Source organism: Nesterenkonia sandarakina, assembly GCF_014138825.1.
In the GTDB taxonomy this organism is placed as follows: Bacteria; Actinomycetota; Actinomycetes; order Actinomycetales; family Micrococcaceae; genus Nesterenkonia; species Nesterenkonia sandarakina.
Map to the genome: position 1 here is coordinate 105,177 of NZ_JACJIH010000001.1, position 25,783 is coordinate 130,959.

20 protein-coding genes are annotated in these 25,783 nt (G+C 69.1%); 10 read left to right on the forward strand and 10 right to left on the reverse strand.

The genetic code is table 11. The features are described 5' to 3' along the window. The first annotated feature begins 7 nt into the window (after positions 1–7). The 3 genes from HNR24_RS00520 (at position 8) to HNR24_RS13875 (ending at position 6,552) form a co-directional block, all read left to right on the forward strand. Positions 8–3,664, forward strand: a complete 3,657-nt coding sequence (locus HNR24_RS00520) for a glycosyltransferase family 2 protein (RefSeq protein WP_182494680.1) — start codon at positions 8–10, stop codon at positions 3,662–3,664. Further along, complete coding sequence (locus HNR24_RS00525; RefSeq protein ID WP_182494681.1) at positions 3,661–5,946, forward strand: DUF5719 family protein; 2,286 nt, start codon at positions 3,661–3,663, stop codon at positions 5,944–5,946. The genes HNR24_RS00520 and HNR24_RS00525 overlap by 4 nt, the downstream gene beginning before the upstream one ends. A gap of 426 nt (positions 5,947–6,372) precedes the next feature. Beyond that, positions 6,373–6,552, forward strand: a complete 180-nt coding sequence (locus HNR24_RS13875; protein WP_259392379.1) for an alpha/beta fold hydrolase — start codon at positions 6,373–6,375, stop codon at positions 6,550–6,552. A 24-nt stretch (positions 6,553–6,576) separates the two neighbouring features. Here the strand turns inward: HNR24_RS13875 and HNR24_RS00535 are convergent, their stop codons facing one another. Then, positions 6,577–7,176 (reverse strand): dihydrofolate reductase family protein, encoded by a 600-nt coding sequence (locus HNR24_RS00535; protein WP_182494682.1) that lies wholly within the window; start codon positions 7,174–7,176, stop codon positions 6,577–6,579. Positions 7,177–7,317: 141 nt separating this feature from the next. On the opposite strand from HNR24_RS00535, the gene HNR24_RS00540 reads away from it, so the two are divergent. The 5 genes from HNR24_RS00540 to ahcY all read left to right on the forward strand — a co-directional run bounded on the left by HNR24_RS00540 (position 7,318) and on the right by ahcY (position 11,897). Then, positions 7,318–7,800, forward strand: a complete 483-nt coding sequence (locus HNR24_RS00540) for a DUF3499 domain-containing protein (RefSeq protein ID WP_182494683.1) — start codon at positions 7,318–7,320, stop codon at positions 7,798–7,800. A 136-nt stretch (positions 7,801–7,936) separates the two neighbouring features. Further along, complete coding sequence (locus tag HNR24_RS00545) at positions 7,937–8,317, forward strand: helix-turn-helix domain-containing protein (protein ID WP_375139258.1); 381 nt, start codon at positions 7,937–7,939, stop codon at positions 8,315–8,317. A 189-nt stretch (positions 8,318–8,506) separates the two neighbouring features. After that, positions 8,507–10,030 carry a SulP family inorganic anion transporter gene (locus HNR24_RS00550; RefSeq protein ID WP_058887304.1) on the forward strand — a complete coding sequence of 508 codons (1,524 nt, stop codon included), beginning with the start codon at positions 8,507–8,509 and terminating at the stop codon, positions 10,028–10,030. Positions 10,031–10,121: 91 nt separating this feature from the next. After that, the gene (locus tag HNR24_RS00555; RefSeq protein WP_058887303.1) at positions 10,122–10,322 is read left to right on the forward strand and encodes a hypothetical protein; all 201 of its coding nucleotides are present in this window, start codon (positions 10,122–10,124) and stop codon (positions 10,320–10,322) included. Positions 10,323–10,406: 84 nt separating this feature from the next. After that, the gene (gene ahcY / locus HNR24_RS00560) at positions 10,407–11,897 is read left to right on the forward strand and encodes an adenosylhomocysteinase (protein WP_058887302.1); all 1,491 of its coding nucleotides are present in this window, start codon (positions 10,407–10,409) and stop codon (positions 11,895–11,897) included. Between the two features lie 108 nt (positions 11,898–12,005). Here the strand turns inward: ahcY and HNR24_RS00565 are convergent, their stop codons facing one another. From HNR24_RS00565 to HNR24_RS00595, 7 genes are all read right to left on the reverse strand, one after another. Then, positions 12,006–13,604, reverse strand: a complete 1,599-nt coding sequence (locus HNR24_RS00565; protein ID WP_182494684.1) for an NAD-dependent succinate-semialdehyde dehydrogenase — start codon at positions 13,602–13,604, stop codon at positions 12,006–12,008. A gap of 3 nt (positions 13,605–13,607) precedes the next feature. Further along, the gene (gene gabT / locus HNR24_RS00570) at positions 13,608–15,023 is read right to left on the reverse strand and encodes a 4-aminobutyrate--2-oxoglutarate transaminase (RefSeq protein ID WP_058887301.1); all 1,416 of its coding nucleotides are present in this window, start codon (positions 15,021–15,023) and stop codon (positions 13,608–13,610) included. A gap of 108 nt (positions 15,024–15,131) precedes the next feature. Further along, a complete protein-coding gene (locus HNR24_RS00575) occupies positions 15,132–16,883 on the reverse strand; it encodes an amidase (protein WP_058887300.1) in 1,752 nt (583 codons plus the stop codon). Continuing rightward, positions 16,880–18,001 carry an agmatine deiminase family protein gene (locus tag HNR24_RS00580; protein WP_232301657.1) on the reverse strand — a complete coding sequence of 374 codons (1,122 nt, stop codon included), beginning with the start codon at positions 17,999–18,001 and terminating at the stop codon, positions 16,880–16,882. The genes HNR24_RS00575 and HNR24_RS00580 overlap by 4 nt, the downstream gene beginning before the upstream one ends. 9 nt (positions 18,002–18,010) lie before the next feature. After that, complete coding sequence (locus tag HNR24_RS00585; protein WP_182494685.1) at positions 18,011–19,537, reverse strand: APC family permease; 1,527 nt, start codon at positions 19,535–19,537, stop codon at positions 18,011–18,013. A 14-nt stretch (positions 19,538–19,551) separates the two neighbouring features. Continuing rightward, the gene (locus HNR24_RS00590) at positions 19,552–20,436 is read right to left on the reverse strand and encodes a universal stress protein (protein WP_182494686.1); all 885 of its coding nucleotides are present in this window, start codon (positions 20,434–20,436) and stop codon (positions 19,552–19,554) included. Continuing rightward, positions 20,429–21,901, reverse strand: a complete 1,473-nt coding sequence (locus HNR24_RS00595) for a flavin monoamine oxidase family protein (protein ID WP_182494687.1) — start codon at positions 21,899–21,901, stop codon at positions 20,429–20,431. Before HNR24_RS00595 ends, HNR24_RS00590 begins: the two co-directional genes overlap by 8 nt. A gap of 172 nt (positions 21,902–22,073) precedes the next feature. On the opposite strand from HNR24_RS00595, the gene HNR24_RS00600 reads away from it, so the two are divergent. Beyond that, positions 22,074–22,778 (forward strand): TetR/AcrR family transcriptional regulator, encoded by a 705-nt coding sequence (locus HNR24_RS00600; protein ID WP_182494688.1) that lies wholly within the window; start codon positions 22,074–22,076, stop codon positions 22,776–22,778. On the opposite strand, the gene HNR24_RS00605 is transcribed toward HNR24_RS00600, so the two are convergent. After that, the gene (locus HNR24_RS00605; protein WP_182494689.1) at positions 22,759–24,189 is read right to left on the reverse strand and encodes an aminobutyraldehyde dehydrogenase; all 1,431 of its coding nucleotides are present in this window, start codon (positions 24,187–24,189) and stop codon (positions 22,759–22,761) included. The genes HNR24_RS00600 and HNR24_RS00605 overlap by 20 nt on opposite strands. Before the next feature lie 151 nt (positions 24,190–24,340). Here HNR24_RS00605 and HNR24_RS00610 point away from each other — a divergent pair, with 151 nt between their 5' ends. Continuing rightward, positions 24,341–24,829: a DUF4188 domain-containing protein gene (locus tag HNR24_RS00610; RefSeq protein WP_182494690.1), complete on the forward strand. Its 489-nt coding sequence runs from the start codon at positions 24,341–24,343 to the stop codon at positions 24,827–24,829. Between the two features lie 113 nt (positions 24,830–24,942). Here HNR24_RS00610 and HNR24_RS00615 read toward each other — a convergent pair whose 3' ends face one another. Then, on the reverse strand, positions 24,943–25,755 hold the full coding sequence (locus HNR24_RS00615) for an RDD family protein (RefSeq protein ID WP_182494691.1): 813 nt from the start codon (positions 25,753–25,755) through the stop codon (positions 24,943–24,945). Positions 25,756–25,783 lie beyond the last annotated feature (28 nt).

Consider the following 25,783-nt stretch of genomic DNA (forward strand, 5'->3'; position numbering starts at 1 on the left):
CGGCGATTTGCCGTCCGCTCCAGATCCCGCTGCAGCAGGCACCACACCAGGCGCTCCAGAAGCCGGTTCCGGCGTCCCCGGGAAAGAGCCGGGAAGCGCGGCGCAGCGGACCAGGCAGGCGCTTGCCGCGCAGACCCGGGCGCCGGATCACGTCATCGAACTCGCCGGGCCCGGCTATCGAGGCGTCCAGGACCTCTCCCGCTCAGTGCGCTCGGCACTCTTGGAGGACCGGCGGCAGGCGCGCAGCACCGCGCGCAAGGGACCCGGCGGGACCACGGTCACCCAGCTCTGGCGCAGCCTGGAGCGAGGACTGCCCGACGGCTTCGCGCCGCGTCACCAGTGGCTGTGGATCCTGCCCGCGGGGACCATCCCCACCTCCGACGCGCTTCAGCGCCTCGAAGAGCGCCTCTTCACGGTCAAAGACGAGGAGACACACGCCCAGATCCAGGTCATCGGAGCCAAGCAGCTCGCCGCCGAGACCCCGGAGCGCCTGGTCAATGTGGGTCTCTACAACGCCCGCTCCGCCGAGGTGCTCACCGCCACCGAGCCCAAGGAGCTGGACCAGGGCCAGTACGACGGCCGCGACGCGGTCCCCGCAGTCTCCGGCGAGGGCATGCTGGTCCACGCCTCGCTCTTCGGCGACCTCGGCGGCTTCGATCCGGCGCTCAGCGGAGACTACGCCGCCGCTCAGTTCTGCCGCCGCGCCCGGGAGGTCGGCGCGCACATCGTCGTGGAACCCACCGCCCGGGTGCTCCGCGAGGACCCGCCACGCCGGGATACCGTGCACCGTCTCGGGGGCACGCTGTATCTGCCCGCCGAACAGCGGGTGAGCCAGATCCGCCGACGCCTGGCCACGGTGACCCCGCTGGCGGTTCCGTTCCTGTGGCTGGGCATGTGGATCGCCGCCCTGCTGCGGCTGATCGGACTCACCGTGGTCAAGGCCCCCGACGCCGGCGCCGGTGAGTTCTTCGCCGCCGTGCGTGCCCTGTTCAGCTGGGGTGCAATCGGGCACACGCGTCGCTTCGCCGCACAGGGCCGCAAGGCGGCCCTGGCGCGCCTGCACCGGGACGAGCAGATCCGCTCCACCACCGAGGTCATCCGCGCCGGCAGGCAGTCAGAGGCGCGCATGATGCTCCGCGGCAGCGACCTCCGCGCGCAGCGGCGCTCCGCGATGACCGCAGAGACCGTCTCCGTCCCGCGCACCCGGTTCACCCCGGGGTTCTACGGCGAGCCCGAGGGCACCGCCGAGCGAGAGAACAATGAGGACGCGCTGCTGGAGATCGGCGCCTCCGACGGCGAGTTCGACGAGATGCCATCGCGCCGCTCCGGAGACCGCCTTGGCCTGTTCCTGATGCTGCTGGTCCTGGCCGGAGTCTCCCTCTTGGCCTTCCGCGACCTGCTCTCGGCTGAAGCCATCACCGGCGGGGCCGCGCTCCCGGTGGCCGGTTCGCTGCAGGAGGTATTCGCCCACTCGGTGAGCTTCCTGGCCGCTGACAGCCTCGGCGCGCTCTCCGCCGCAGACCCCTTCAACCTGCTGCTGCTGGCGATCTCCGCCCTGAGCTTCGGCCACGCCTCCGCCGTACTGGTCTGGCTGTTGATCCTGGCGCTGCCGCTGAGCGCACTCAGCGCCTGGTACGCCGCCGGACTCTGGTCCACCAAAGCCTCCCGACGGGTGGTCTCGGCGCTGCTCTGGACCGCGGTGCCGACCCTGCACATCGCCGTGGGGGAGGGGCGCATCGGCGCGGTCCTGGTCCACATCCTGTTCCCGTTGGCCGTGGTGGCCACCGTCCGCGCGGTCGGCCGGGCCGCCGTCGGACTCGGCGTCGCCGGAAGCTGGGAGTACGCCACCGGTGCCGCGCTGCTGCTGATGGTGCTCACCGCCGCCTCCCCGGCGCTGCTGCCTCTGGTGGTGCTCACCGGCATCGTGCTCGCAGTGGTGCTGGGTCGCCGCGGCCGTCCGCTCTGGCTGATCCCGCTGACCTCCCTCGCGGTGGCCGCCCCGATGATCGCCTCCGCCCTGCTGCAGGGGAAGAACCTCGCCGCAGTCCTGGCCCACGAACCCGGCGCGGCGCTGGCCGTCGATGCCGCTCCGCTGTGGCAGCAGCTGCTCGGCTTCTCCCGCGCCTTCGATCCCGCAGCAGGGCTGGCCTCCGCCAGCGCCGCCGGTTCCTGGCTGCCCGCCTACCTGGCCGGGGACTTCTGGAGTCTGCGGATCGCGCTGCTGATCGGTCTGCCGCTGCTGCTGATCGCGCTGCTGGGAATCATCACCGGCGGCCGCACCCGGCCGCTGCCGATCGTGGCCGGCGCCCTGCTGCTTGGAACCCTCGGACTCTCCGCGCTCCTCGGGCTGCTGGCCGCCGGATCCGACGGCACCACGGTGATCACGGGCAACCCCGGACCGGTGGTCTCGGTGATGGTGTTCTGCCTGCTCGCCGCGGGCATGGCCTCCCTGGATCGGTTCCCGCTGGCCTTCCCAAGAGTCGGCGGCACGATCACCCCGGTGATCTCCACGCTTTTGGTGCTCGCCATCGGGGCCTCGCTGGTCCTGTTCTACAGCCCCCGCGTCATGCCCGGCGCACCCCTGACCGGTCAGCCGCTGACGGCCGTGAATGCCGCACCCACGCTCATCGAGGCCGGCGCGCTGCGACAGCTCCCGGCCACCGCGGCAGACCAGGGCACCGGTCCTGCACAGCTGCGCACGCTGGTGCTCTCCGCAGCCGATCCCGGCGTGACCGGCGAACTCGTCTCCGGCGAGGGACGCACGCTGGAGAAGTCCCGCGCCGTGGTCGCCGCCGGTGACCTGCCGCTCTGGGCGCAGCCAGAACTCCTGCCGGACCTGCTCGGAGGCACCCGGGACGACGCCGTCGCGGCGAGTGACACGGCTGGGGCGGGTCCCGAGCCGACCGAGGCGGGGACCGAGTTCTCGGCCGCCGAGCAGCGCCTGGCCTCGCTGATCGCCGCGCTGATCACTCCCGGCGCCGTGCAGACCGAAGAGCTGATGGCCGAGCTGGGTGTGGGCTATGTGCTCATCGACCAGGGTGAGCCCGCAGTGCTCACCGACGCCGTGGACACCGCGGCCGGCCTGGTCTCGGTCGGAGTGACCGATCGTGGTGAGCTCTGGCGTGCCGAGGTCGACGAGGACGCGCTGCTGCCCTCCGGAGAGGGACTCTTCGGCGTTCCCACCAGCTGGGCTCGCATCGTGAACCCCGAGGGTGAGCTCCAGGCGCTGCTGCCCAGCGGGTCCCAGGCACTTGATGTGGATCTGGAGCAGGTCACCGCCGAGGACGGCGCGGGGCTGGGTCTGGATCCGCAGGGCGAGTACCTGGTGGAGCTCTCCACCGAGCAGGCCAGCGGCTGGCGAGCGAGCTGGGACGGTCAGGACCTGGAGGCTGTGCCGGTGACAGCCGACGCGACGGCCCCGGAGGCTGATGCACCCGCCGCCTGGACGCAGCGGTTCCAGCTGCCCGACCAGGCGCTGACCGATCAGGGCGCCGGGCTGCAGGGGCAGCTCAGCGCCGAGCATCGCAGCGCCTATCAGCTGCCGGTGCTGATCACCCTGGGAGCCTTCCTGCTGCTGGTGGTGCTGATCGCCATCCCGCTGCCGCGCGGAAGCCGCATGCTTCCGGTGGCGGACACCGATGAGCTGGAAGGACGCAGGGGATGAGCGGCAAGAAGGTCAGGGTCAAGAAGCTCATCAAGGAGCAGCGCCGGGCACGCAAGCGCGCCATCCGTGACCAGGAGCGCGCCGCCACGCTGAAGGCCAAGCAGGACGCGGCCTCAGCCCGCGCGGAGTTGAAGGCCGAGGAGCAGCGGCAGCGCCAGGAGCGGCAGCAGACGCGCGAGAAGCAGAACCAGGAACGCACCCGGCAGCAGCAGGAGCGCAAGCAGGAGCAGGCACAGGAGCGCGAGCGGCAGCAGGAGCTGGCACAGGAGCGCGAGCGGCAGCAGGAGCAGGCACAGGAGCGCGAGCGCAAGCAGGAGCAGGCACAGGAGCGCGAGCGGCAGCAGGAGCAGGACCGTGATCGCCCCAGTCCCAGTCCCAGTCCCAGGTCAGGTGCGGTGAGAGCGGGTGCTGCCGCGACCTCGGCGGTCGCGGCGTCTTCGACCCCGGCGCAGTCCGCCCGCACCAGGCAGACCCGACGTGAGCGCCGTCGTCGCGCCGGTCGCGCTGGGAATGCCGACCACTCCGACCAGCGTGACACCGGGACCGGTCCCGAGCATGACACCGAGACCGGTCCTGAGCATGAGACCCAGCCTGGTCCTGGGCAGGACGCCGCTGCCGGCTCGGCGGGGAGGCCGCGAGGCGCAGCCAGGGCCCGCACCGCCGCCGTCGTCGTCACCGCCGGAGTGCTCGCCACCATGGCTGGCTCGGTGGCGCTGGACGGGCTCATGGATGGCCGCTCTCACGCCGCCACCTCCGGCGTGGGGGCCTCGGCCGCGCTCGGCGCAGCATCGGTGACCGCCTCGCAGGCCGGGCAGAGCTTCATCTGTCCGCCGCTGCCGGGACAGCCGGATTCACTCACCACCGATGGCCTGGTGGAGTACCGGGACCGAGACTCCTCAGCCTCCTCCCGGTTCTCCGCCGTGCTCTTCGCCACCGACCTCAGCGGCTCATTCTCGGAAGCCTCCTGGGCCCAGCTGAACGAGCAGGGTCGCATCAACGAGACCACCCTGACCGAGGCCTCCGCCGCGGACGAGACCGACTCCGGGGAAGCGGCAGTCGCGGCTGCCCCGCTGAGTCAGCGCGAGGCGGTCTACACCTCCGACGCCGACCTCGCCCGGCCCCCGCTGCTGGAGGCGGCCGCGACCGCTGACGGCAGCGCCCAGGCGGCGGCCGCGCTCTACGAATACCAGGCCGACGCAGGCCCGGTGGCCGGACTCGCGGTCGGAGCGTGCACCGCGCCCGAGCGCAGCCAATGGTTCTTCGGACCCGAGATCGCCGCCGGATCCTCCTCGCTGCTGACCTTGGCCAATCCGTTCGACCGCTCCGCCACGGTGGAGATCTCCAGCGTTGATTCCGACGGCGACCGTGGGACCTCCGGCACCCGATCCATCGTCGTCCCCGGAGAGACGACCCGTTCGGTGAACATCGCCGGGCTGGCCTCGTCCGGTTCGGATCTGGGCGTCCAGGTCCGCTCGGCCGGAGCGCCGGTGACCGCGCAGCTGCAGTCCTCTCGCGCCTCCGGGCTGACCGGCACCGGTGTGGAGTTCCTGCCCGGGATGACCGCGCCGGGAACCGAACATCTGATGCCGGGCGTCCCGATCCCCGATGGCGTCCCTGTCTCGGGCGAGGATGACGATGAGGAGTCCACCGCACCGCCGGAGCTGTGGATCCACGTCCCCGGTGACCAGGGCGCGACCGTGGAGCTGCAGGTCTTCGGGGAGGACGGCCAGCAGGTCATCGAGACCCCCGGCGTCTTCACCGTCAACGGAGGCGAGATCGACGCGGTCAATCTGCGCGGCCTGGAACCCGGGGTGAGCGATATCCGCGTGCGCACCGACGTCCCCGCCTACGTGGGGGTGCGCAGCGAGACCGAGGAGGGCACCGACTTCGGTTGGGCTGCACCCGCGGCGCCGCTGCGGGAGGGGTCCGGAACGCTGCTGCCAGAGCTCGGGGAGACCGAGCTGCACCTCTTCGCCACCGGCGCCTCGGGAAGCATCGCCTACCGGGTGCTCGACGCCGAGGGAGGCTTCGGCGCCGAACAGAGTCTCGATCTCTCGGTCGACGGCGCCGGCGTCATCTCCGCCGAGGACCTGACCGCGGCCGCGCCGGAGGGCAGCCAGGACGGCCCCGTGGTGATCGTCTTCGCCGATCCGCAGCTCGACGGCGAGGGGAGCGTGCACGCGATGATGTCCACCTCCACAGACGACGGACAGTTCAGTCTGACCCCGGTCTCGCCGCTGCGCGGAGCCGAGGAGTACGTGCCGGTGCGGCTGCTGCGCTGAGCCGCTCCGGGGAGCATTGACACCTCTGGCAGCGACTGTGGAGCATTGCCGGCATGAGTGCATCTCCTGCCGCGGCAGCCCCGTCGACCCAGTTCCTCGAGCGCCCCGAAGGCAGGGTCGCCTATGACGTCCAGGGCGCCGGCCCGCTGCTGGTGCTGGTGCCCGGGATGGGGGAGCTGCGGTCCTCGTATGGCTTCCTGACCCCACGGCTGGTGGAGGTCGATCATCCCGAACAGGTCACCGGACTCGTCCTGCTCGGCCCCTTCGGGCAGCAAGCCGGCGGACTTCAAGGAGTACCGCGAGAAGGTCAGCGCCAGCCTCCGCCGCCCCGAGTACGGCAAGGCGTTCTCGCTCACCGCCAGACAGACCGACCACGCCCCGGCCGAGGCCAGGCTGCTCCAGGTCAGCGCTCCCACACTGGTCGTGATGGGCGAGCGCGACCCAGACTTCAAGGACCCCGCAGCGGAGGCACACTGGATCGGGGAGACCCTGCAGGCCGAGGTCGTGTTGGTGCCCGAGGCGGGCCACTATCCGCACTCCCAGCAGCCGGAGATCACCGCGCGCGCGATCCTGGATTTCCTCGACCAGATGGTTCCACGGAGCTGAGGAGCCGTTTCGAGCAGGCCCGGCTCAACGGTGCGGCGTCGGGCGGTACACCAGCTCCTGGATATGCCCGTCGAGGGTTCGACTCTCCAGCAGCTCGAGATCAAGATCGCCTGCGCCTCTCAGGATCGGGCTGGTCCCGGTGTGGCCTGAGATGACCGGAAAGATGGTCACCTGGATGCGGTCGATGAGTCCCGCGGCCAGCAGCGACCAGTTCAGCGACAGGCTCGCCTGGGAGCGCAGCGGCACCGCGGACTCCGCCTTCAACCTCTGCACGATCATCGCCGCGTCCCCGCGCAGGATCCGCGCGTCGGGCCAGCCCAGAGTGCTCTGCAACGTCGAGGACACAACGACTGCTGGTTTCCGCAGAAGGTGCTGGTTCCACGTATCGAGAGCGTTCGGATCGGTCCCTGCTGACATGATCTCCGCGACCTCGCGGAACGTGGTGGCGCCGAAGATCATGAGCTGATCGGGCTCGAGGAGTCCTGCGCGATGCTCCAACAGCTCAGGCCCCTGTCTGCCCCAGTAGCCGCCCCAGTCCGCGCCCTCGGTGAAGGAGCCGAAGCCGTCGAGGGTGCAGAAGACGTCCCAGTCGGCTGACCTGGCAGAAGCTGCCCAGAGGCGCACCAGCGCGCGGATTGACCACCGTAGTCGTGCGTGAAGCCGTGCTCCAGAGCTGCGGGCCGATCCGCCCCGATCAGCCCCGATCCGTCGCCTGCCGTTGCGCCTCACGGAGGTCTGGGGGAGTGGTTGCTAGGGTGGTCTCTCGTGGATTCCTTGCGTCGATGCACCAGAAACAGCTGTGAGCGGCCCGCAGCCGCCACTCTGACCTACTCGTATAAGGACTCCACGGTGGTGGTGGGCCCGCTGAGCGTCTACGCGGAGCCGCACACCTACGATCTCTGCGATCGGCACGCCGCCTCGGTCACGCCGCCGCGCGGCTGGGAGGTGCTGCGGCTGACGCTCAGCTCAGCACCGAAGCAGGAGGATGACCTGCTGGCACTGGCCGACGCCGTGCGCGAGTCTCCCGAGGTCCAGGCCGCCTGGGCGCTGGCACAGAAGGCTCAGCGCGAGGCGGAGCAGTCCGGCCGCGAGCAGTCCGGCCGCGAGCAGTCCGGCCGCGAGCCGGAAGCCGAGCGTGCCGTGGAGCCCGAGCTGCCCAGGCGCTCCTCCCGGGACCGGATGGCTCCACCCGTGCGCGCCGGGAGCCCCGGGATCTCACGCCGGCACCTGCGCATGATCCAGGACTGAGCTGAAGACTCCGCCCAGGATGCGCCGGAGGGTGCGCCGAAGAGTGCATCGGGCCGGCAGGGCGTGAGTGCTCAGGCCGGTCCACAGCATCGTCGCGCATTGGTAGAGTGACGTGCCAAAGACTCCGGGAGGTCACGTGGGAACAGGTCCGCACGCGCAGACGATGCACATCGGTGAACTCGCAGAACGCACCGGGCTCTCCCTGCGGACCATCCGCCACTACGGCGATGTCGGGCTGCTGCCAGCAAGCGGCCGCACCGAGGGCGGATTCCGGCTCTACAGCGAGGCGGATCAGCAGCGTCTGATGCGGATCAAGTACCTCAAGCCGCTGGGGTTCAGCCTCGAGGAGCTCACCGAGGTGGTGGCGCTGCTCGAGCTGGATTCCCTCGATGCTGACCAGCGGGAACGGGCACAGGCGTCTCTGGAGCACGTGGTGCGCGAGCGTGAGAAGCTCGCGGCCTATCTGGTCCAGGCAGACCTGTTGGCTGATCAGCTGCGCGGTCAGCTCAACAGCTGACGCTTCCCCGCAGCTGAGGCGTCGCTCACACAGTTCTAACCCTACCCTTACGTTAGGGTAGAGTCTTTGGTGTCACCGGTGGGAGCCTGCCTCACCGCGCCCCCATTCTTCTCCCGCATCGCCGCGCCCCCGCACGTCGCGGTGCTTCGCCTGGACCCGACTGTGTCCACAACCCGAGAACGGAGCCTCATGGCACCCACGCCGACCGCCGCCACCGAGGAGCTGACCCCGGAAGAACGTCAATCGGTTCTCCGGACGCTGAGATCCCCACGCCTGCTCAAGACCGAGCTGCTGGCCGGTCTGGTCGTGGCACTGGCCCTGATCCCCGAGGCCATCGCGTTCTCGATCATCGCCGGAGTCGACCCGCGGTACGGGCTCTTCGCCTCCTTCACCATGGCGGTCTCCATCGCGTTCCTCGGCGGACGCCCGGCGATGATCTCCGCCGCCACCGCGGCCACCGCCCTGGTGATCGCCCCACTGGTGGAAAGCCACGGCATCGACTACCTCATCGCGGCGGTGATCCTGGCAGGTGTGTTCCAGGTGCTGCTCGCGGTGCTCGGTGTCGCGAAGCTGATGCGTTTCATCCCGCGCTCCGTCATGGTCGGCTTCGTCAACGCCCTGGCGATCCTGATCTTCACCTCCCAGTTCCCGGATCTGATCGGGGTGCCCTGGCTGGTCTATCCGATGGTGGCGCTGGGTCTGGCGATCATCTACCTGCTGCCACGGATCACCGCAGTGGTCCCGGCGCCGCTGATCGCGATCGTGCTGCTCACCGTGTTCGCGGTGGTCTTCGCGTTCAACGTGCCCACCGTGGGAGACAAGGGCGAGCTGCCCGAGACGATCCCGTCGTTCTTCATCCCGGATGTCCCCTTCACCCTGGAGACCTTCCAGATCATCGCGCCCTACGCGCTGGGCATGGCCGCCGTCGGGCTGCTGGAGTCGCTGATGACGGCGAAGCTGGTCGACGACGTCACCGACACCCGCTCGGACAAGGTCCGTGAGTCCTGGGGTCAGGGTGGCGCGAACATCATCACCGGATTCTTCGGCGGCATGGGCGGCTGCGCGATGGTGGGCCAGACCATGATCAACGTGAAGGCCTCCGGGGCCCGCACCCGGATCTCCACCTTCGTGGCCGGCATCATGATCCTCGTGCTCGCGGTCAGCCTCGGTGAGATCGTCGCGATGATCCCGATGGCCGCGCTCGTGGCGGTGATGATCTTCGTCTCGATCGCGACCTTCGACTGGCACAGCATCAAGCCCTCCACGCTGAAGATGATGCCCAAGTCCGAGACCTCGGTCATGGTGGTCACCGTGATCGCCACGGTCTGGACGCACAACCTGGCCATCGGTGTCGGACTCGGTGTGCTCACCGCGATGGTGCTATTCGCTCGCCGCGTGGCGCACCTGGCCACGGTTCAGCGCCGGATCGAGACACACTTCGGGGAGAAGATCGCGAAGTACGAGGTCACCGGTGAGCTGTTCTTCGCCTCCTCGAATGATCTCTACACCCAGTTCAACTATGCGGAGGATCCCGATCACGTGGTGATCGACATGTATAACTCCCATGTCTGGGACGCCTCCACGGTGGCCTCACTGGACGCGATCACCGAGAAGTACTCCAAATACGGCAAGCGGGTGGAGATCTCCGGGCTGAACACCGCCAGCGCTGACCTGCACGGCCGGATGGCCGGCAACCTCGGCGCCGGTCACTGACCACCCGGCTCAGCAGGGCCGCACAGAGGGCCGGTGTCCGCAGATGACGACGCCGGCCCTCTGGCATGCCCTGCGCGGTAGGCTTGGAGACATGCCAAGTGCCCAGCCCTCCGCCGCGCCCAGACCGAACCGGGCCGCCGCCGCACTCCCCGCAGAACTGCTGGCGATCCTGCGCTGCCCGGTCAGCGGCAGCACGCTGCGGCAGGACGGGGATCAGCTGGTCTCCACCACCGACCCCAGCCTGCGCTACCCGATCGAGCGCGGCGTGCCGAAGCTGCTCGCCCCGCGCTGAGCCGGGCTTCTGCACCGCCGCGCGCCCTGACCGGCGCGCAGGCCCATGATTTTCCATCCGCGACCCGCAAAGGATCCCATACCTATGAGTTTTGACTACCGCATCGCGGACATCTCCCTGCACGAAGCTGGCCGGCACCAGATCCGTCTGGCCGAACATGAGATGCCCGGACTGATGTCCCTGCGCGCGGAGTACGGCGACTCCCAGCCGCTGGCAGGGGCTCGGATCGCCGGCTCGCTGCACATGACCGTGCAGACCGCCGTGCTGATCGAGACCCTCACCGCGCTGGGCGCCGAGGTCCGCTGGGCCAGCTGCAACATCTTCTCCACCCAGGACGAGGCGGCAGCCGCCGTCGTCGTCGGTCCCCATGGCACCGTGGAGGACCCGCAGGGCGTCCCGGTCTTCGCCTGGAAGAACGAGACCCTCGAGGAGTATTGGTGGACAGCCAGCCAGATCTTCGCCTGGCCCGGCGTGGATGAGGACCCCACCGTGGGGGCGAACATGATCCTCGACGACGGCGCGGATGCCACCATGCTGGTGCACAAGGGTGTGGAGTTCGAGGCCGCCGGCGCGGTGCCCTCGGCCCAGGAGACTGATCCCGAGGAGTACCACTACGTGCTGGCCACGCTGCGGAAATCTCTGGAGGAGAACCCGCAGCGCTGGACCGGGATCGCGAAGAACCTGCGCGGAGTCACCGAGGAGACCACCACCGGTGTGAACCGGCTGTACCAGTTCGCTCGCGAGGGAAAGCTGCTGTTCCCGGCGATCAACGTCAACGACTCGGTCACCAAGTCCAAGTTCGACAACAAGTACGGCGTCCGCCACTCGCTGCCTGACGGCATCATGCGCGCCACCGATGTGCTCATCGGCGGCAAGGTCTCCGTGGTCTGCGGCTACGGCGACGTGGGCAAGGGTGCCGCCGAGGCGCTGCGCGGACAGGGATCCCGCGTGATCATCACCGAGATCGACCCGATCAACGCGTTGCAGGCAGCCATGGACGGCTATCAGGTCGCCCGCCTGGAGGACGTGCTGGAGATCGGTGACATCTTCATCACCACCACCGGCGGCAAGGACATCATCTCCGCCGAGGCGATGCAGAAGATGAAGAACAAGGCCATCGTCGGCAACGTGGGCCACTTCGACAACGAGGTGGACATCGCCGGGCTGGCCGCGATCGACGGCGTGCAGAAGGTCGAGATCAAGCCGCAGGTGCACGAGTGGGTCATGCCCGCCGACGGCACCCGCGCCGAGGGTCACTCGATCATCCTGCTCTCCGAGGGCCGGCTGCTGAACCTGGGCAACGCCACCGGGCACCCCAGCTTCGTGATGAGCTCCTCCTTCGCGAACCAGACCATCGCGCAGATCGAGCTCTTCGCCAAGACCGCCCCGGACTACACCGGGGAGGACCGCTACGAGACCGACGTCTACGTGCTGCCCAAGGTCCTGGACGAGAAGGTCGCCCGACTCCACCTCGATGCCCTGGGGGCTAAGCTCACCGAGCTCTCCAAGGAACAGGCCGACTACCTCGGCGTGGACGTGGCCGGGCCGTACAAGCCCGAGCACTACCGCTACTGATCCACCGCGACCACGACGACGGCGCGCCCGCCAGCCTTGTGCTAGTGGGCGCGCCGTTCGCGTATGGCCCCGGCGAAGAGAAAGCTGCGTGCCGAAGCCGGCGCCAGCTCATCCGCTCCAGGGGTTCTCGATCCCGATGTACTGGGTGCTGGTGTACTCCGCGAGGCCCTCGGCGCCGCCCTCGCGTCCCAGCCCGGACTGCTTGACTCCGCCGAAGGGCGCCGCGGCGTTGGAGATCACCCCGACATTGAGGCCGAGCAGGCCGAAGTCGATTCGGTCCCCGATGCGCAGCCCGCGGGAGATGTTCTCCGTGAACACGTAGGAGGCCAGCCCATACTCGGTGGCGTTGGCCATCGCCACCGCCTCATCCTCGGTGCTGAAGGTCAGCACCGGCGCCACCGGCCCGAAGATCTCCTCGCGCACCACCCTGGCATCGGGGGAGACGTTGCGCAGCAGCGTGGGTTCGAAGAAGTGCCCGGGGCCCTCGCCCCGCTGGCCCCCGACCACCACTTCCGCGCCCCGGCGCACCGCGTCCTCGACCAGCTCCGCCACCGAGGTGCAGGCCTTCGCGTCGATCAGCGGGCCGACGTTGACGCCGTCCTCGAGCCCGGACCCGACCTGCAGCGCGGACATGCGCTGAGCCAGCTTCGCGATGAACTCCTCGGCCACCGATTCCTGGACCAGGATCCGGTTGGCCGCGGTGCAGGCCTCGCCCATATTGCGGAGCTTCGCCGCCATCGCCCCGGCCACAGCCTTGTCCAGGTCTGCATCCTCAAACACGATCAGCGGCCCGTTCCCGCCGAGCTCCATAGATGTGCGCAGCACGTTCTCGGTGGCCTGCTTCATCAGATGCTTGCCCACGGCGGTGGAGCCGGTGAAGGAGATCTTGCGCAGCCGAGGGTCCGCCATCAGCGGCCCAGAGATCGCCGCGGGGGAGTCGGTGGGCAGCACGTTGAGCACCCCGCTGGGCAGTCCCGCCTCAGACATCAGAGCCGTGAAGTACAGCGAGGTCAGCGGCGTCAGGGCTGCCGGTTTCAGGATCATCGTGCACCCAGCGGCCAGAGCCGGGGCGACCTTCCGGGTGGCCATCGCCAGCGGGAAGTTCCACGGTGTGATCAGCAGGCAGGGGCCCACTGGTTTGCGGGTGATCAGCATCCGCAGGTTCCCCTCCGGAGTGTCCGCGTAGCGTCCATAATCACGCACCGCCTCCTCGGAGAACCAGCGCAGGAACTCCCCGCCGTAGCTGACCTCTCCGCGGGACTGCGCCAGCGGCTTGCCCATCTCCAGGGTCATCAGCAGCGCGAGCTCCTCGGCATGGTCCTGGACCAGGTCGAAGCCACGCCGCAGGATCTCCGCGCGGACCCGGGAAGGGGTGCGCGCCCAGGAGTCCTGGGCCTCGGCTGCCGCGTCCATGGCGGAGAGCGCATCGGTCTCATCCGCGGAGGCCACCCGGGTCAGGGTCTCTCCGGTGGCCGGGTCCTCCACCGCGAAGCTCGCCCCTGAGGAGGCCTGCCGCCACTGCCCGTTGATGAACAGGTCGGTGGGCGTCGCGGCGAGCAGCGCGTCGATGCGCTGCCGGCTTGGAGTGGTTCGGCTCTGCGTGGTGCGGCTCTGCGTGGTGCGGCTCTGCGTGGTGCGGCTCTGCGTGGTGCGGGTCTGGGCGGCGGCGTCGTCCTGGACCGGGTGCTGGGATGCTGGGGTGTCCATGGTTCAGCCCTCTCCGCCGGTGATGCTGTGCCGACGCAGCGCGTTCTCCAGGACTCCCAGTGCGTCCTCGAGCAGCTCCTGGCTGATCACCAGCGGGGGCAGGAGTCGAATCACGTTGCCGTAGGTGCCGCAGGTCAGGATCAGGACACCCTGAGCCAGGCACTCCGCGGCCACGGCCCGGGTGGTCTCGGGGTCCGGTTCGGTGGTGCCGGGCTTGACCAGCTCCAGGGCCAGCATCGCGCCACGGCCCCGGATGTCACCGATGGGGCCTTGATCGGTGCCCAGCTCATCGGCCAGGGTGCGCAGCCGAGGCAGCACCAGTGCTTCGATGGCGCGGGCCCTCCCGGCGAGGTCGTGGTCCTTCATGGTCTTGATCGCCGCCAGGGCTGCGGCGCAGGCGACCGGGTTTCCGCCGTAGGTGCCGCCGAGCCCGCCGGGGTGCACCGCGTCGAGCAGCTCGGCGCGTCCGGTGACCGCTGAGAGCGGCATGCCTCCGGCGATCCCCTTGGCCATGGTGACCAGGTCCGGGACCACTCCTTCGTTCTGGGAGGCGAACCAGTCGCCGGTGCGGCAGAACCCGGACTGCACCTCATCGGCGATGAAGACGACGCCGTGCTTCTGCGCCCAGTCCGCCAGGGTGGGCAGGAACCCTTCGGCAGGAACGATGAATCCACCCTCGCCCTGGATGGGTTCGATCAGGATCGCGGCGATGGAGCTGGCGCCGATCTGCTTCTCCATCTGATTGATCGCCCGCTTCGCCGCGGTCTTGCCGCTGATCTTCGGGTGCGCGTCGCGGTAGGGGTAGCTCATCGGCATCCGGTAGACCTCCGGGGCGAAGGGCCCGAAGTTGGTCTTATACGGCATGGACTTCGCGGTCAGCGCCATCGTCAGGTTGGTGCGCCCGTGGTAGGCGTGGTCGAAGGCCACCACGGCCTGCCGGCCCGTGGCGAGCCGGGCGATCTTCACCGCGTTCTCCACCGCTTCGGCTCCGGAGTTGAACAGCACGGTGCGCTTGGCGTGCTCGCCCGGGGTAAGCCGGGCCAGCTCCTCGGCGACTTCGATGTACCCCTGGTAGGGGGTCACCATGAAACAGGTGTGCGTGAAGTGCGCCACCTGCTCCGCCACCGCGGTGACCACGGCGGGGTCGCTGGCGCCCACCGAGGTGACCGCGATCCCGGAGCCCAGGTCCACGAAGCTGTTGCCGTCGACGTCGCGGATCACGCCGCCGTCGGCGTCGGCGACGTAGACCGGCATCACGGAGACCGCGCTGGAGGGCACGGCGGCCGCACGGCGCTGCGCCAGCTCCCTGGAGGCCGGTCCTGGGACCTCGGTGAGCAGCTCGCGGCGCTGCGGGAGCCGGGTCGGCAGGTCCGCGAGCGACTGGGGCGGGCCGGGGGTGGTGCTGGTCGGGGTGGTCATCGGAGTCTGCCTTTCACAAGAGGGATGTGCTGCGCTGGGGTGGGAGCGGGGAGTCGGCGCGAGGTGCGCGCGCCGGCCCAGTGTCGGTTCTGGCGTGAACGGTGCGGTTCAGAGCCGCGGGGTCAGCGGCGGCTCGGTGCGGCGCCTGCCCGTGGCCTCGAATGCGGCGGCGATCTGCAGCAGCCGGGTGTCGTCATGGGCGCGCCCGGCGAAGGTCAGCCCCACCGGCATCGATGTGTCGGCCATGGTGCCCATGGGCACGGTCACGGTGGGAATCCCCAGGTGGCGCCAGACCAGGTTGCCGTTGGCCACCCAGACCCCGTTGCGCCAGGCCAGCTCGGCCGATGCCTCGGAGGTGTCGGCATCGGCGGGGCCCACGTCGGCCACGGCCGGGAAGGCGATCAAATCGAAACCGTGCTGGTCCATCCACTGCTCGAAGTCCAGCTCCCGGGTGCGCAGGAGACCCTCGATGCCCTCGCGCATCAGCGGCAGGGTCTCCAGGCGCAGGTTGGGGTGCTCGCGCACAAGCTCGGGCAGCGTCGCGATGTCATCCTCGAAGCCGTCGTAGCGATCCGGCAGCGCCCCGGGCGGAGCCGGGAAGATCTGCGCCCCGTCCACGCGGACCATGCTGTGCAGCGCAGGATCCGCGTTCGCGGCCAGAAAGTCCTCGCAGGCCCAGGCGGAGAGCAGCCCCACCTCCTGGCGCAGGTACTCCGGCGGGACGAGCCCCCGGGTCGTGATTCTCGGCGCATCGGGCCGGTCGCCCTCGTAGTTGGAGACCACGGGCAGGTCGCTGCGCGTGAGCCTGGCACCGGCGGCGCGAAGGCTCTCTGCGGCGGTCTCCCACAGGGTGAGCACCGAGGCGCGCGGAGATACCGGGCGCCCGGTGGACCCGCCGATGCCGGTGATCCCACTGGGACCCGGGCCACGGGTCCCGGCCTCCGGGTCCTCGCCCAGGTACATCCGTGGCACGCCGATGCTCACCCCGGTGAGGACCTCGCGGGCGGTCTCCTCATCTGGTGCGCCCAGGCTGGTGTAGGAGGCGGGGCGCAGGGCTGAGGTTGGCGGCAGCCGGTGCCAGGGCTGGACGCGCCAGAAGTCTCCCCGGGGGTGCGGATCATCGGCGACGACGACCTCCAGGACCTCGAGCATGTCGGTCATGCTGCGGGTGTGCGGCACGACGACGTCCATGGTGGGCACCAGCGGCCAGTTCCCGCGCATGGAGATCACCCCCCAGGAGGGGGTGTACGCGCAGAGCGCGTTGTTCGACGCCGGGGCGCGGCCAGAGGACCAGGTCTCCTCCGCCAGGCCGAAGCTGGCGAAGCTGGCCGCGGTGGCGGTGCCGGACCCGTTGGAGGACCCCGAGGCGAAGGCCGAGGTCAGGTACTCGGAGTTGTATGGGCTCTCCGCCCGGCCGTAGAGGCCGCGCTGCATCCCGCCGTTGGCCAGCGGGGGCATGTTCGTGAGCCCCAGCAGGATCGCGCCGGCGCCGCGCAGCCGCCCCACCACGAAGGAATCCTGACCAGCCACCAGTTCCGCGAAGGCGGGGGAGCCGGCGGCCACGGTCAGCCCCTCCGCCTTATAGCTGTCCTTGGCGGTGTAGGGGATCCCTTCCAGGGAGCCCAGCGGCTCACCGGCGGCGCGCCGGGCGTCGCTGGCCCGGGCTTCTTCAAGGGCGCGTGGATTCAGCACGACCACGGAGCCCAGCGCGGGTCCGTGGCGGCTGGCACGCTGGTCATAGGCCTCGATCCGGTCCAGGTAGGCCTGCACCAGCGCCTCGCTGGTGACCTCGCCGCCCTCCAGAGCCGCGCGGAGCTCGGGGATCGTGGCTTCGACGACGTCAAAGGTCGTGGCGCTCATCCGCGACCCGGTCCTGCGCTCTGGCCTGGCGGTGTGCTCTGGTCTGCCGGTGTGCTCTGGTCCAGCGGAGCGGCGCGGTTGACCGGGGCCGGCTGCTGCTGGGTGATGCAGTGGATGCCACCGCCGAAGCGCAGGATGTCCCGGGCGTCGAGAAGCTCGATGCGCCGGTCGGGGTAGGCCTGCGCCAGGATCGCGGCGGCGTCGTCGTCGTGCGGGTCGTCATAGGCGCACAGAAGCACCACACCGTTGGCCACATAGTGGTTGATATAGGTCCAGTCCACGTGCTCACCGTCGTCCAGGATGGTCTTCGGAGCCGGCACGTCGATGATCTGGAACGGCTCGCCGGCGGCGTCGCGCGCGGTCTCCAGGAAGGCGCGCAGCTCACGGGTGACCGCATGGTCGGGGTGTTCCGGGTCATCCTGCCGGTGCAGCAGGATGCTCCCGGACGGGGTGAAGGCGGCGAACATGTCCACGTGGCCGCGGGTGCCGAACTCCTCGTAGTCGCGGGTCAGCCCGCGCGGGAACCACACGGCCTGGGTGGTGCCCAGCAGGGCGTGGATCTCGGCTTCGACCTGGGCGTGGGAGAGCTCCGGGTTGCGGCCTGGATCGCGCTGCACCGTCTCGGTGAGCAGGACCGTGCCGCGTCCGTCCACGTGGAAGGCACCCCCCTCGTTGACCAACAGGCTGGAGACCCGGGCCGCTCCGGTCACCGCGGTGATCGCGGCCGCGATGTGTTCATCCTTGGTCCAGGTGGCCCAGCTCTGGGCACCCCAGCCGTTGAACACCCAGTCCACGGCGGCCAGCTCGCCGTCGGCCCGGTGCACGAAGCTGGGGCCGATATCGCGCATCCAGGCGTCGTCCAGGGGCATCGGGCGCAGCGTCACGGCATCGCCGAGCAGCTCCTGGGCGATCGGAAGGTCCAACGGCGCGCTCACCACGGTGACCGGCTCGTACTCAGCGATCTTCCGCGCCACGCGTGCCCAGGCCTCCCGGGCGGCGTCCAGAGTGGCGGAGCCGGGCTCCCCGAAGGTGGCATTGGCGGGCGGGAACGCCATCCAGGTGCGCTCATGAGGGGCCCATTCCGGCGGCATGCGCAGGGTGGTGTCAGGGGAGGTCATGGGGCTCCGTCAGGTGGTGGGGAACTCGGTGGTCTCGAAGCGGCGGCGGAAGAACTCCGGCCGCTTGTGGTGCTGCCAGAACATCGCGGCGATGCCCAGGACGAAGACGAACATGCCCAGGATGAAGACCAGGCCGACGCCGCCGATCTCCGAGCCCGAGCCGTAGTCCGGGTCCATGGAGTCCCAGATGGTCTGGAAGAAGAAGATCAGCAGCAGGATCCCGCCCACCAGAGGGGCCAGGAGCTTGTTGAAGAAGTCTCCGGCCGAGGCCGTGGCCTCCTTGCGGAAGTACCAGACGCAGGCCAGGGCGGTGATCCCGTAGTAGAAGCAGACCATCATGCCCAGGGTGGTGATGGTGTCCCACAGGACGTTCTCCGAGATGATGCGCATCACCACGTAGAACGCCGAGGCGATCACCACCGCGACCACGGTGGCGTAGGCCGGCGTCTGGTAGCGCGGGCTGACCTGCGAGTACTTACGGTTCAGCGCTCCGTAGTGGCCCATGGCCAGCATCGTCCGGGCCGGGGAGATCATGGTGGACTGCAGCGAGGCCGCCGAGGAGGAGAGCACCGCCAGGGACATCAAGATGGCCATCGGTCCCATGACCGGACCGGCCAGCACGGCGAAGACGTTCTCCTGGATGTCTGGGTTGCCCAGGCCGAACTCGCCGTCGGAGACCCCGGAGAAGGTCAGCGCACCCAGGGTGACCACGGTGTAGAGGCTGACCACCACCAGGATGGTCAGGATGGCGGCTCGGCCCGGGGTGGTGGTGGTGCCGCGGGATTCCTCGTTCATGGTCAGCACCACGTCCCAGCCCCAGTAGATGAAGACCGAGAGCGCGATGCCTGCGGAGAACGCGGAGAAGGACTCGATGCCGAAGGGGTTGAACCACTCCCAGCTGAAGGCGGTCGCGTCGAAGGCTGAGCCTGCCGAGGCCTGTCGAAAGGCCGCGACGGCGAACCACAGCAGCACCAGCACCTGGAAGGAGACCAGCACATACTGCACGGTCTTGGTGGTCTCCATGCCCCGGTAGGAGACATAGGCGGCCGCCGCCATAAAGATCACGCAGGTGATCACGTTGACCGGAACATTCCGGGTCAGCTCCGCGATCGAGTCGACCCCGGTGATCTGGCTGATCGCCAGGTAGAAGAAGTCCACCGCGATCCCGGCCAGGTTCGAGAGCACCAGGATGGTCGCGGCGAGCAGCCCCCAGCTGCCCATCCAGCCGATCCACGGGCCGAAGGCCTTCGACGCCCAGGTGAAGGTGGTCCCGGCATCGGGCATCGCCCGGTTGAGCTGACGGTAGCCCAGTGCGACCAGCAACATCGGCAGGAACCCGACGATGAGCACCGCCGGCAGGTGGTCCCCGACGGCGGAGGCGGTCGGGCCCAGCGCCCCGGAGAGGGTGTAGGCGGGGGCGATCGTGGACACGCCGATCACCACGGCGCCGAGGGCACCGATGCTGCCGATGCTCAGTCCCTTGCTGTGCGTGTGCTGGCCTGGCGCCTGAACGCCGGTGCTGCGTGGTTCGGTCATGATGGTCTCCTCGGTCAGCGCGCGCCAGGCGCACCGGTGTCAGGGTCGCGCGGCAGCAGGACCATGGGGATCGGAAGGTGGGAGAGCACCCGGGCGGCCGTCATGCCCAGGAAGATGTGCCGGCGTCGTGCCAGCGGGGAGGAGCCGATGAGCAGGATCCCGCCCTGCGGCCAGTCCACCGTGCCCACTGCGTGGCGCAGCGTGCGTCCGGTGGCGAGGATGTGCCGGCCCGGCTGTTCGGATCCCGTGTCGGACCCGGCAGGACGTTGATCTCCGGGCCCCGCAGCTGCGGCGCTGGCCTCTCCGGCGCTGTTGCCGGCGCTGGATTCCTTGTCCTCAAAGGTCACATACGTCAGCTCGGTGCCGAGCTGAGCGGCCCAGGACTGACCGGAACGGGTCACCTGATGATCCGGGTGAGCCGCGGAGACCGCCGCCATCACATCGGTGATCTGGGTCTCCGCGCGGTATCCGGAAGGGGCCAGGGCGACCGGCACCGGGGAGCTGTGCAGCAGGGCGGTCACCGCAGGGTGGGTCATGATTCGGCCGAACCCGATGCCGGAACCGGTGACCAGCACGTCGGACTCCAGCTCTTGGACCGCGCTGACCAGACCCTCGGCCACCGAGCCTGCCGGGCGGATATGGCTGTGGTGCCGGATCTGCTCCGGGATGACGGCCTCTGCCTCGGCGATCCAGCGCTGCGCCTGTTCGGTGATGATCTCCACCACGCTGCCCACCGGGGGGTACTCCTGTTTGAACGCCGAGTCCTGACGGACCACCAGGATCAGGTCCAGCCGGGCCTGGGCCGCGCGGGCCAGGGCGATGCCCAGCGCCAGGGCATCGTGGCTGCGCTCATCGCCGCCGAAGCCCACCGCCACCCGGCGGATGCCGTGTTCAGCCATGGTTCACCTCCATAGGATCGGTCTGCTCCGCGACCTGGTCGCCGCGCTGGCCGTTGTGGTCGCCGTGATCGCCGCCCGGGTTGAGCCGGTGCACGATGTCCTGGGCGGCCCGCCGTCCCTGCCGCAGGGCGCCGTCGACGTGCTGGTAACCCTCTGCGGCCAGGTCCGAGCAGGCCCAGTGCAGCGGTCCCACGGCGCTGCGCTGATGCGCGCCATAGCGGGAGAGGCCGCCGATGTCGAAGCTCGCCGCGTAGGCGCCCCGGGTCCATTCCTCGGCACCGAAGTCCGATTCGTAGTAGACCTCCGGAGTCAGCGCCTGCTCGCCCAGGTATGCGGCCAGGGACCTCAGGATGGATTCCCGGCGCTCCTCGGCGGGGAGGCTGAACATCTGATCGGCCAGCTCGTCCGAGACGAACGCGACCAGCGTGCCGCGACTGTCCAGGTGGTTGGTGTTGTCATAGACCTCCTGGCAGATCTCGTTGGGACCGAAGCCGGTGCCGGAGAGTCCCTGTTCGCGCCAGAAGGGGCGGTCGTAGACGGCGTGGACCTTGATGACCAGGCCCATGGACTGATGCTGGTGCATCTGATGCTGAAGCCGCGGCAGCGGCGGTTCGAAGCTGATCCGCGAGTACAGGTTCGGCGGCACCGCGACGACGACTTCCCGGGCACGGACGGTGAGCCGGTCCGAGAAGACGGTGGCTCCGCCTGCGGGGTCCCAGGCGATGGTGCGCACCGGGGAGGAGAGCCGCACCGAGTCCTCCGGGAGGCCGGCGTGCATCGCCTCAGAGACGCTCTGCATCCCGCCGACCACACGCCGGTCCAGGATGAAGTCCTCATCCACCAGGTTGCTGAAGGATCCTGCGGAGGCCGCCATCAAGACCGCCTGCAGCGCGGAGAATGCGTGGTCGGGCTTGGTGAGCATGCCGCCGGCGAGGAAGATCGCGATGTTCTCCCGCGCCGCCTCATCCTCGGTCTGGCTGCGCAGCCATTCATTGAAGGTCACCGTGTCGAGCTCGCGCGCTGCGGGGTGCGCCCAGGGCTCCTGGGGTCCGATCGACGCGGCCAGCTCATCGAGGGTCCCGATGATCCGCTCCATCTCCGCAACCGTCTGCTCGCTGGCGGGGAACATCTCGCCGGCGAACTCGTGGCGCACCCCGCTCCGGTCCAGGTAGACGCTGGCTCCTTCGCGGTAGCGGGAGAAGGTCTCCATGCCCAGCTCTTCAAGCAGCTCCAGGAGCACCGTCTGGTCCGGTGAGACCCACTGGCCGCCGATCTCCAGGAAGGCTCCGTCGATCTCTTGGGACCAGGTGCGTCCCCCGACACGGTCGCGCGCCTCCAGCACGATCGTGGAGAGGCCGGCTGCACGCAGCGTCCGGGCAGCCATCAGTCCGGCCGGCCCGGCACCGACGACGACGACGTCGCACTCTCGCGCCTGGCTGCTGCCCAGTGATCGCTTGGCATCCATAGTGTTCCCCTTCACAGATAAATTAACTATATTCATTAACGGACAGCCGCAGACCGTTGTCAAGGCCTGGGGCAGATTTTCATCGGCGCGAGGTCGGGCTCATAGACTGACGATCTGTGACCGACTGCCACGGGACCGACCGAGCGCGTGGCAGCGCCCGCATGTGCGGGACATGAGCAAAGGAACGAGCGCAGTGACGCCGGAGAAGATGCGATCTCGAGGACGAGGCCGACCGACCTCCCCAGTGCTCTCCCGTGCGGTGATCGCCGGGAAGGCGATGACCCTGGTGGAGGAGCGCGGGTATGACCACCTGACGATGGCGGGCCTGGCGCGCAAGCTCGGAGTCTCGGCCTCTGCGCTGTACAACCATGTCGCGTCCAAGCAGGACGTGCTGGTGCTGATCCAGGAACGCCTCAACGAGGGAATCGACTGCAGCGCCTTCGATCGCCTCCCGTGGCCTGAGGCGCTGACTACCTGGGCGCGCTCCTACCGGGAGTGCTACATCGAGCACACCGAGCTGATCCCGCTGATCGCTGTGCTGCCCGTCGCCGATGCCCCGCAGTCGCTGCGGATGTACGAGCGGGTCTTCCATGCGCTGCATTCCGCGGGGATCGAGGGCCGCGACGCGGTGGACATCATCGTCGGGATCGAGGCGCTGGTGTTCGGGGCCGCCTACGACGCCTCAGCCCCGGCGAACATCTTTGACCCCGGCGCCAGCGTGGAGATCGCCCCCACCTTTGCACAAGCCGCTGAGCTGCGAGCCGTCGACGCCCGCGCCTCGGCGGACCGAGCCTTCGAGATGACCCTGGAGATCCTGGTGGAGGGGGTCGCCCGACGGGTTCGCAGCGGTGAGGCGTTCAGTCCAGGGCATGCATGACGTGCTTGACCCGGGTGTACTCCTCCACTGAGTAGATCGAGAGGTCCTTGCCGTAGCCGGAGGATTTGAATCCGCCGTGTGGCATCTCCGCCACGAGCAGCAGGTGGGTGTTGACCCAGACGCAGCCGAAGTCGAGGTCCCGGCTCATCCGCATCGCCTGCCCCTGGTTCGTGGTCCAGACGCTGGAGGCCAGTGCGTAGTCCACCCCGTTGGCCAGCTCCACGGCCTGTGCCTCGGAGCTGAAGGGCTGGACCGTGAGCACGGGGGCGAAGGTCTCCTCCTGGACCAGCTCGTCGTCCTGATGCAGGCCGGTGATGATCGTGGGCTCCACGAAGAATCCGGCGGCGTCCTCCGCTGGGGCGCCACCGGTGATCACGGTGGCGTGCTCGGGGATGTTCTTCAGCTTGTTGCAGACGGTCTCGAAGTGGCGGGCGTTGTTCAGCGGGCCGTAGTCGTTCTTGGCGTCATCGAGCTCCCCGGTGGTGAGCTTCGCGGCCTGGGCGGCGAGCAGCGCCACCAACTCGTCGTGGACGCTGTCCTGGACCAGCACACGGGTGACTGCGGTGCAGTCCTGACCGGCGTTGAAGGTGCCGAAGGTCAGGATCATCTCCGCGGCCTTCTCGAGGTCCGCGTCGGCGAAGACCACCGCGGGAGCCTTTCCGCCGAGCTCCAGGTGCGCGCGTTTGACCGATTTCGCGGCGGAGGTCGCGACCGCCTGGCCGGCACGGACCGAGCCGGTGATCGCCACCATTGCGGCGGTGTCATGTTCTGAGAGCAGCTGTCCGGTGCTGCCGTCGCCGAGCACCACGTTGAAGACTCCGGCGGGGAAGACCTCCCCGGCCAGGCGCGCGAGCACCAGCGTGGATTCTGGGGTGGTCTCTGAGGGCTTGAGCACGATGGTGTTGCCGGCGGCCAGGGCGGGCCCGATCTTCCACACCGCCATCATCAGCGGGAAGTTCCACGGAGTGATCTGTGCGACGACGCCCAGCGGTTCACGCCGGACGTAGGAGGTGTGCCCTTCCAGGTACTCTGCGGCTCCGCGTCCTTCGAGCAGCCGTGCGGCGCCGGCGAAGAAGCGCAGCTGGTCCGCACCCGCGGCCACCTCTTCCTCCGCGATGATCCTGCGGGGCTGCCCGGTGTTGCGGTGCTGCGCCTCGACCAGCTCTTCAGAATGCTGCTCCATCTTGTCCGCCAGGGCCAGCAGGCAGCGCTGTCGCTCGGAGGGTGTCACCGATCTCCAGGAGCCGAAGGCTTCTCGTGCCGCGCGGAAGGCGGCGTCGACGTCGTCCGCGTCGGAGACCGGAGAGACCGCGACGCGCTCCCCGGTGACCGGGCTGGTGACGTCGAAGTCCCCCGAGCCACTGGCCGCGACGAACGATCCGTTGATGTAGTTCTCAAGCCGCGAGCTCACAGAGATCTCCTCCAGATGCAGATAATGATTCCGGTTCATTTTACGATGGGTAGATGTGATGCGCAACACTGGTGGAGAATCTTCATCAGTTCAACCCCTGGGGTGCACCGGTCTGATCGAAGGGGGCACAGATCTGATCGAAGGAGTGCGGATGCGCAAGGTGATGACCGGTCGACGCACGCATCATCACGAGGGGGACCTGGTGGTGTTCATGGTGGGGATGACGATCAATCAGCCGTTGCGGGTGCGCAGCTGGTTTCCGGTGTTCGCAGCGATGCCGAAGATGCTCGAAGAGCTCATGCGGGACCCGGCCTCAGGTCTGCTCGGCTACCGACTGGTGATCGGCCGAGGGGGCCCGCTGTGCATCCAGTACTGGTCCTCCGCGGAGCGTCTCTATGACTATGCCTCGGATCGGGAGGGGCTGCATCGACCGGCATGGGCTGCGTTCAACCGGGGTGCGAAGAAGGTTCCGGGCGCCGTCGGGATCTGGCACGAGACCTATGTGGTGGCGCAGGCAGAGTCGGTCTCGGTGGACACGCCTATCGCGGGGCTCAGTGCGGCGACCGAGTCCGTGGAGCTTGGGCGCGGTCAAGACAGCGCGCGGGATCGGCTTCGGCGAAGGTTCCCTACTCAGGCCTAGCGGAGCGGGTGCCGCCGCATGCCCCACCCGCTCCTCGCCCTTCCTGGCTGGTTGAGTTATCCGGTCCAAACGTATTTACCGGATTACTCAACCAGCCAGGAAGACGGGCGGGTTCAGCTGTAGGGCAGCTGGTGCAGCCGCTGGCCGAGTTGGTGCTGGCGTTCCGCCTGAATGCGCATCCGCCGGTATTCGCGGTTGCGACGCTCGGCCATCACAGCCACGAGGAACTCGGTGGCCGAGGAGGGCGGAGCCGGGGGAGCGACGTGACCGGCGATCTCCCGGGCGAGCCGGTCGGCGGTGTGCTCCAGGGCCTGGGAGTTGTGCCCCCGCGGACTCTCCTGGATGGTGCGCAGGAAGCGTGACGTGCGGGCGGCCACGGTGTCCGGGATCCGCCCCAGGTCAGCGATCTGGGTCCAGGAGGTCAGCTGAGGTGGAACCGGGAGCAGCATCGGTCGCACCACCGGCTGGCGGACCCGGATCACGTAGGTGCCCGCGACCATGTCGCCCAGACGCTTGGTCCGCCTGCTGAACATCCCGGCGAAGAGCGGGATGATGCCGAAGCTGAGGTAGATCTCCCCGAAGCCGACCAGCGCGCGGATGCCGGCATGCCGGAGTCGGATCGCGCCGCCGTCGTCGCGCACCACCCGGGTGCCGAAGATCAGCCGGCCCACGGATCGGCCCCGGGAGAGGGCCTCCACCGTCATCGGCAGGATCACCAGGCACAGCACTGCGCCGCCGAGCATGATCGCGGCCTCCATGGCGGGGTCCACGACGCCGGCCCCGGCGGCCATCCCGGAGAGGATCACGAAGGCCAGCAGCGCGACCCAGGCGAGGATCAGATCCACGATCAGCGAGGCCGCGCGCGTGATCAGCGAGGCCGCTGGAAGTTCAAGCTCGACGCCTTCGCCGGTGATCACATTGCGCATGGCTCAAGCCTAGCGGTCGCAGCCCATG

Excerpts from the sequence above, each read along its gene's own strand:
- HNR24_RS00525 (WP_182494681.1), top strand. The coding sequence starts at position 3,661 with ATGAGCGGCAAGAAGGTCAGGGTCAAGAAGCTCATCAAGGAGCAGCGC.
- HNR24_RS13875 (WP_259392379.1), top strand. The coding sequence starts at position 6,373 with ATGGGCGAGCGCGACCCAGACTTCAAGGACCCCGCAGCGGAGGCACAC.
- HNR24_RS00550 (WP_058887304.1), top strand. The coding sequence starts at position 8,507 with ATGGCACCCACGCCGACCGCCGCCACCGAGGAGCTGACCCCGGAAGAA.
- HNR24_RS00555 (WP_058887303.1), top strand. The coding sequence starts at position 10,122 with ATGCCAAGTGCCCAGCCCTCCGCCGCGCCCAGACCGAACCGGGCCGCC.
- ahcY (WP_058887302.1), top strand. The coding sequence starts at position 10,407 with ATGAGTTTTGACTACCGCATCGCGGACATCTCCCTGCACGAAGCTGGC.
- HNR24_RS00565 (WP_182494684.1), bottom strand. The coding sequence starts at position 13,604 with ATGGACACCCCAGCATCCCAGCACCCGGTCCAGGACGACGCCGCCGCC.
- gabT (WP_058887301.1), bottom strand. The coding sequence starts at position 15,023 with ATGACCACCCCGACCAGCACCACCCCCGGCCCGCCCCAGTCGCTCGCG.
- HNR24_RS00575 (WP_058887300.1), bottom strand. The coding sequence starts at position 16,883 with ATGAGCGCCACGACCTTTGACGTCGTCGAAGCCACGATCCCCGAGCTC.
- HNR24_RS00580 (WP_232301657.1), bottom strand. The coding sequence starts at position 18,001 with ATGACCTCCCCTGACACCACCCTGCGCATGCCGCCGGAATGGGCCCCT.
- HNR24_RS00585 (WP_182494685.1), bottom strand. The coding sequence starts at position 19,537 with ATGACCGAACCACGCAGCACCGGCGTTCAGGCGCCAGGCCAGCACACG.
- HNR24_RS00590 (WP_182494686.1), bottom strand. The coding sequence starts at position 20,436 with ATGGCTGAACACGGCATCCGCCGGGTGGCGGTGGGCTTCGGCGGCGAT.
- HNR24_RS00595 (WP_182494687.1), bottom strand. The coding sequence starts at position 21,901 with ATGGATGCCAAGCGATCACTGGGCAGCAGCCAGGCGCGAGAGTGCGAC.
- HNR24_RS00600 (WP_182494688.1), top strand. The coding sequence starts at position 22,074 with ATGAGCAAAGGAACGAGCGCAGTGACGCCGGAGAAGATGCGATCTCGA.
- HNR24_RS00610 (WP_182494690.1), top strand. The coding sequence starts at position 24,341 with ATGCGCAAGGTGATGACCGGTCGACGCACGCATCATCACGAGGGGGAC.
- HNR24_RS00615 (WP_182494691.1), bottom strand. The coding sequence starts at position 25,755 with ATGCGCAATGTGATCACCGGCGAAGGCGTCGAGCTTGAACTTCCAGCG.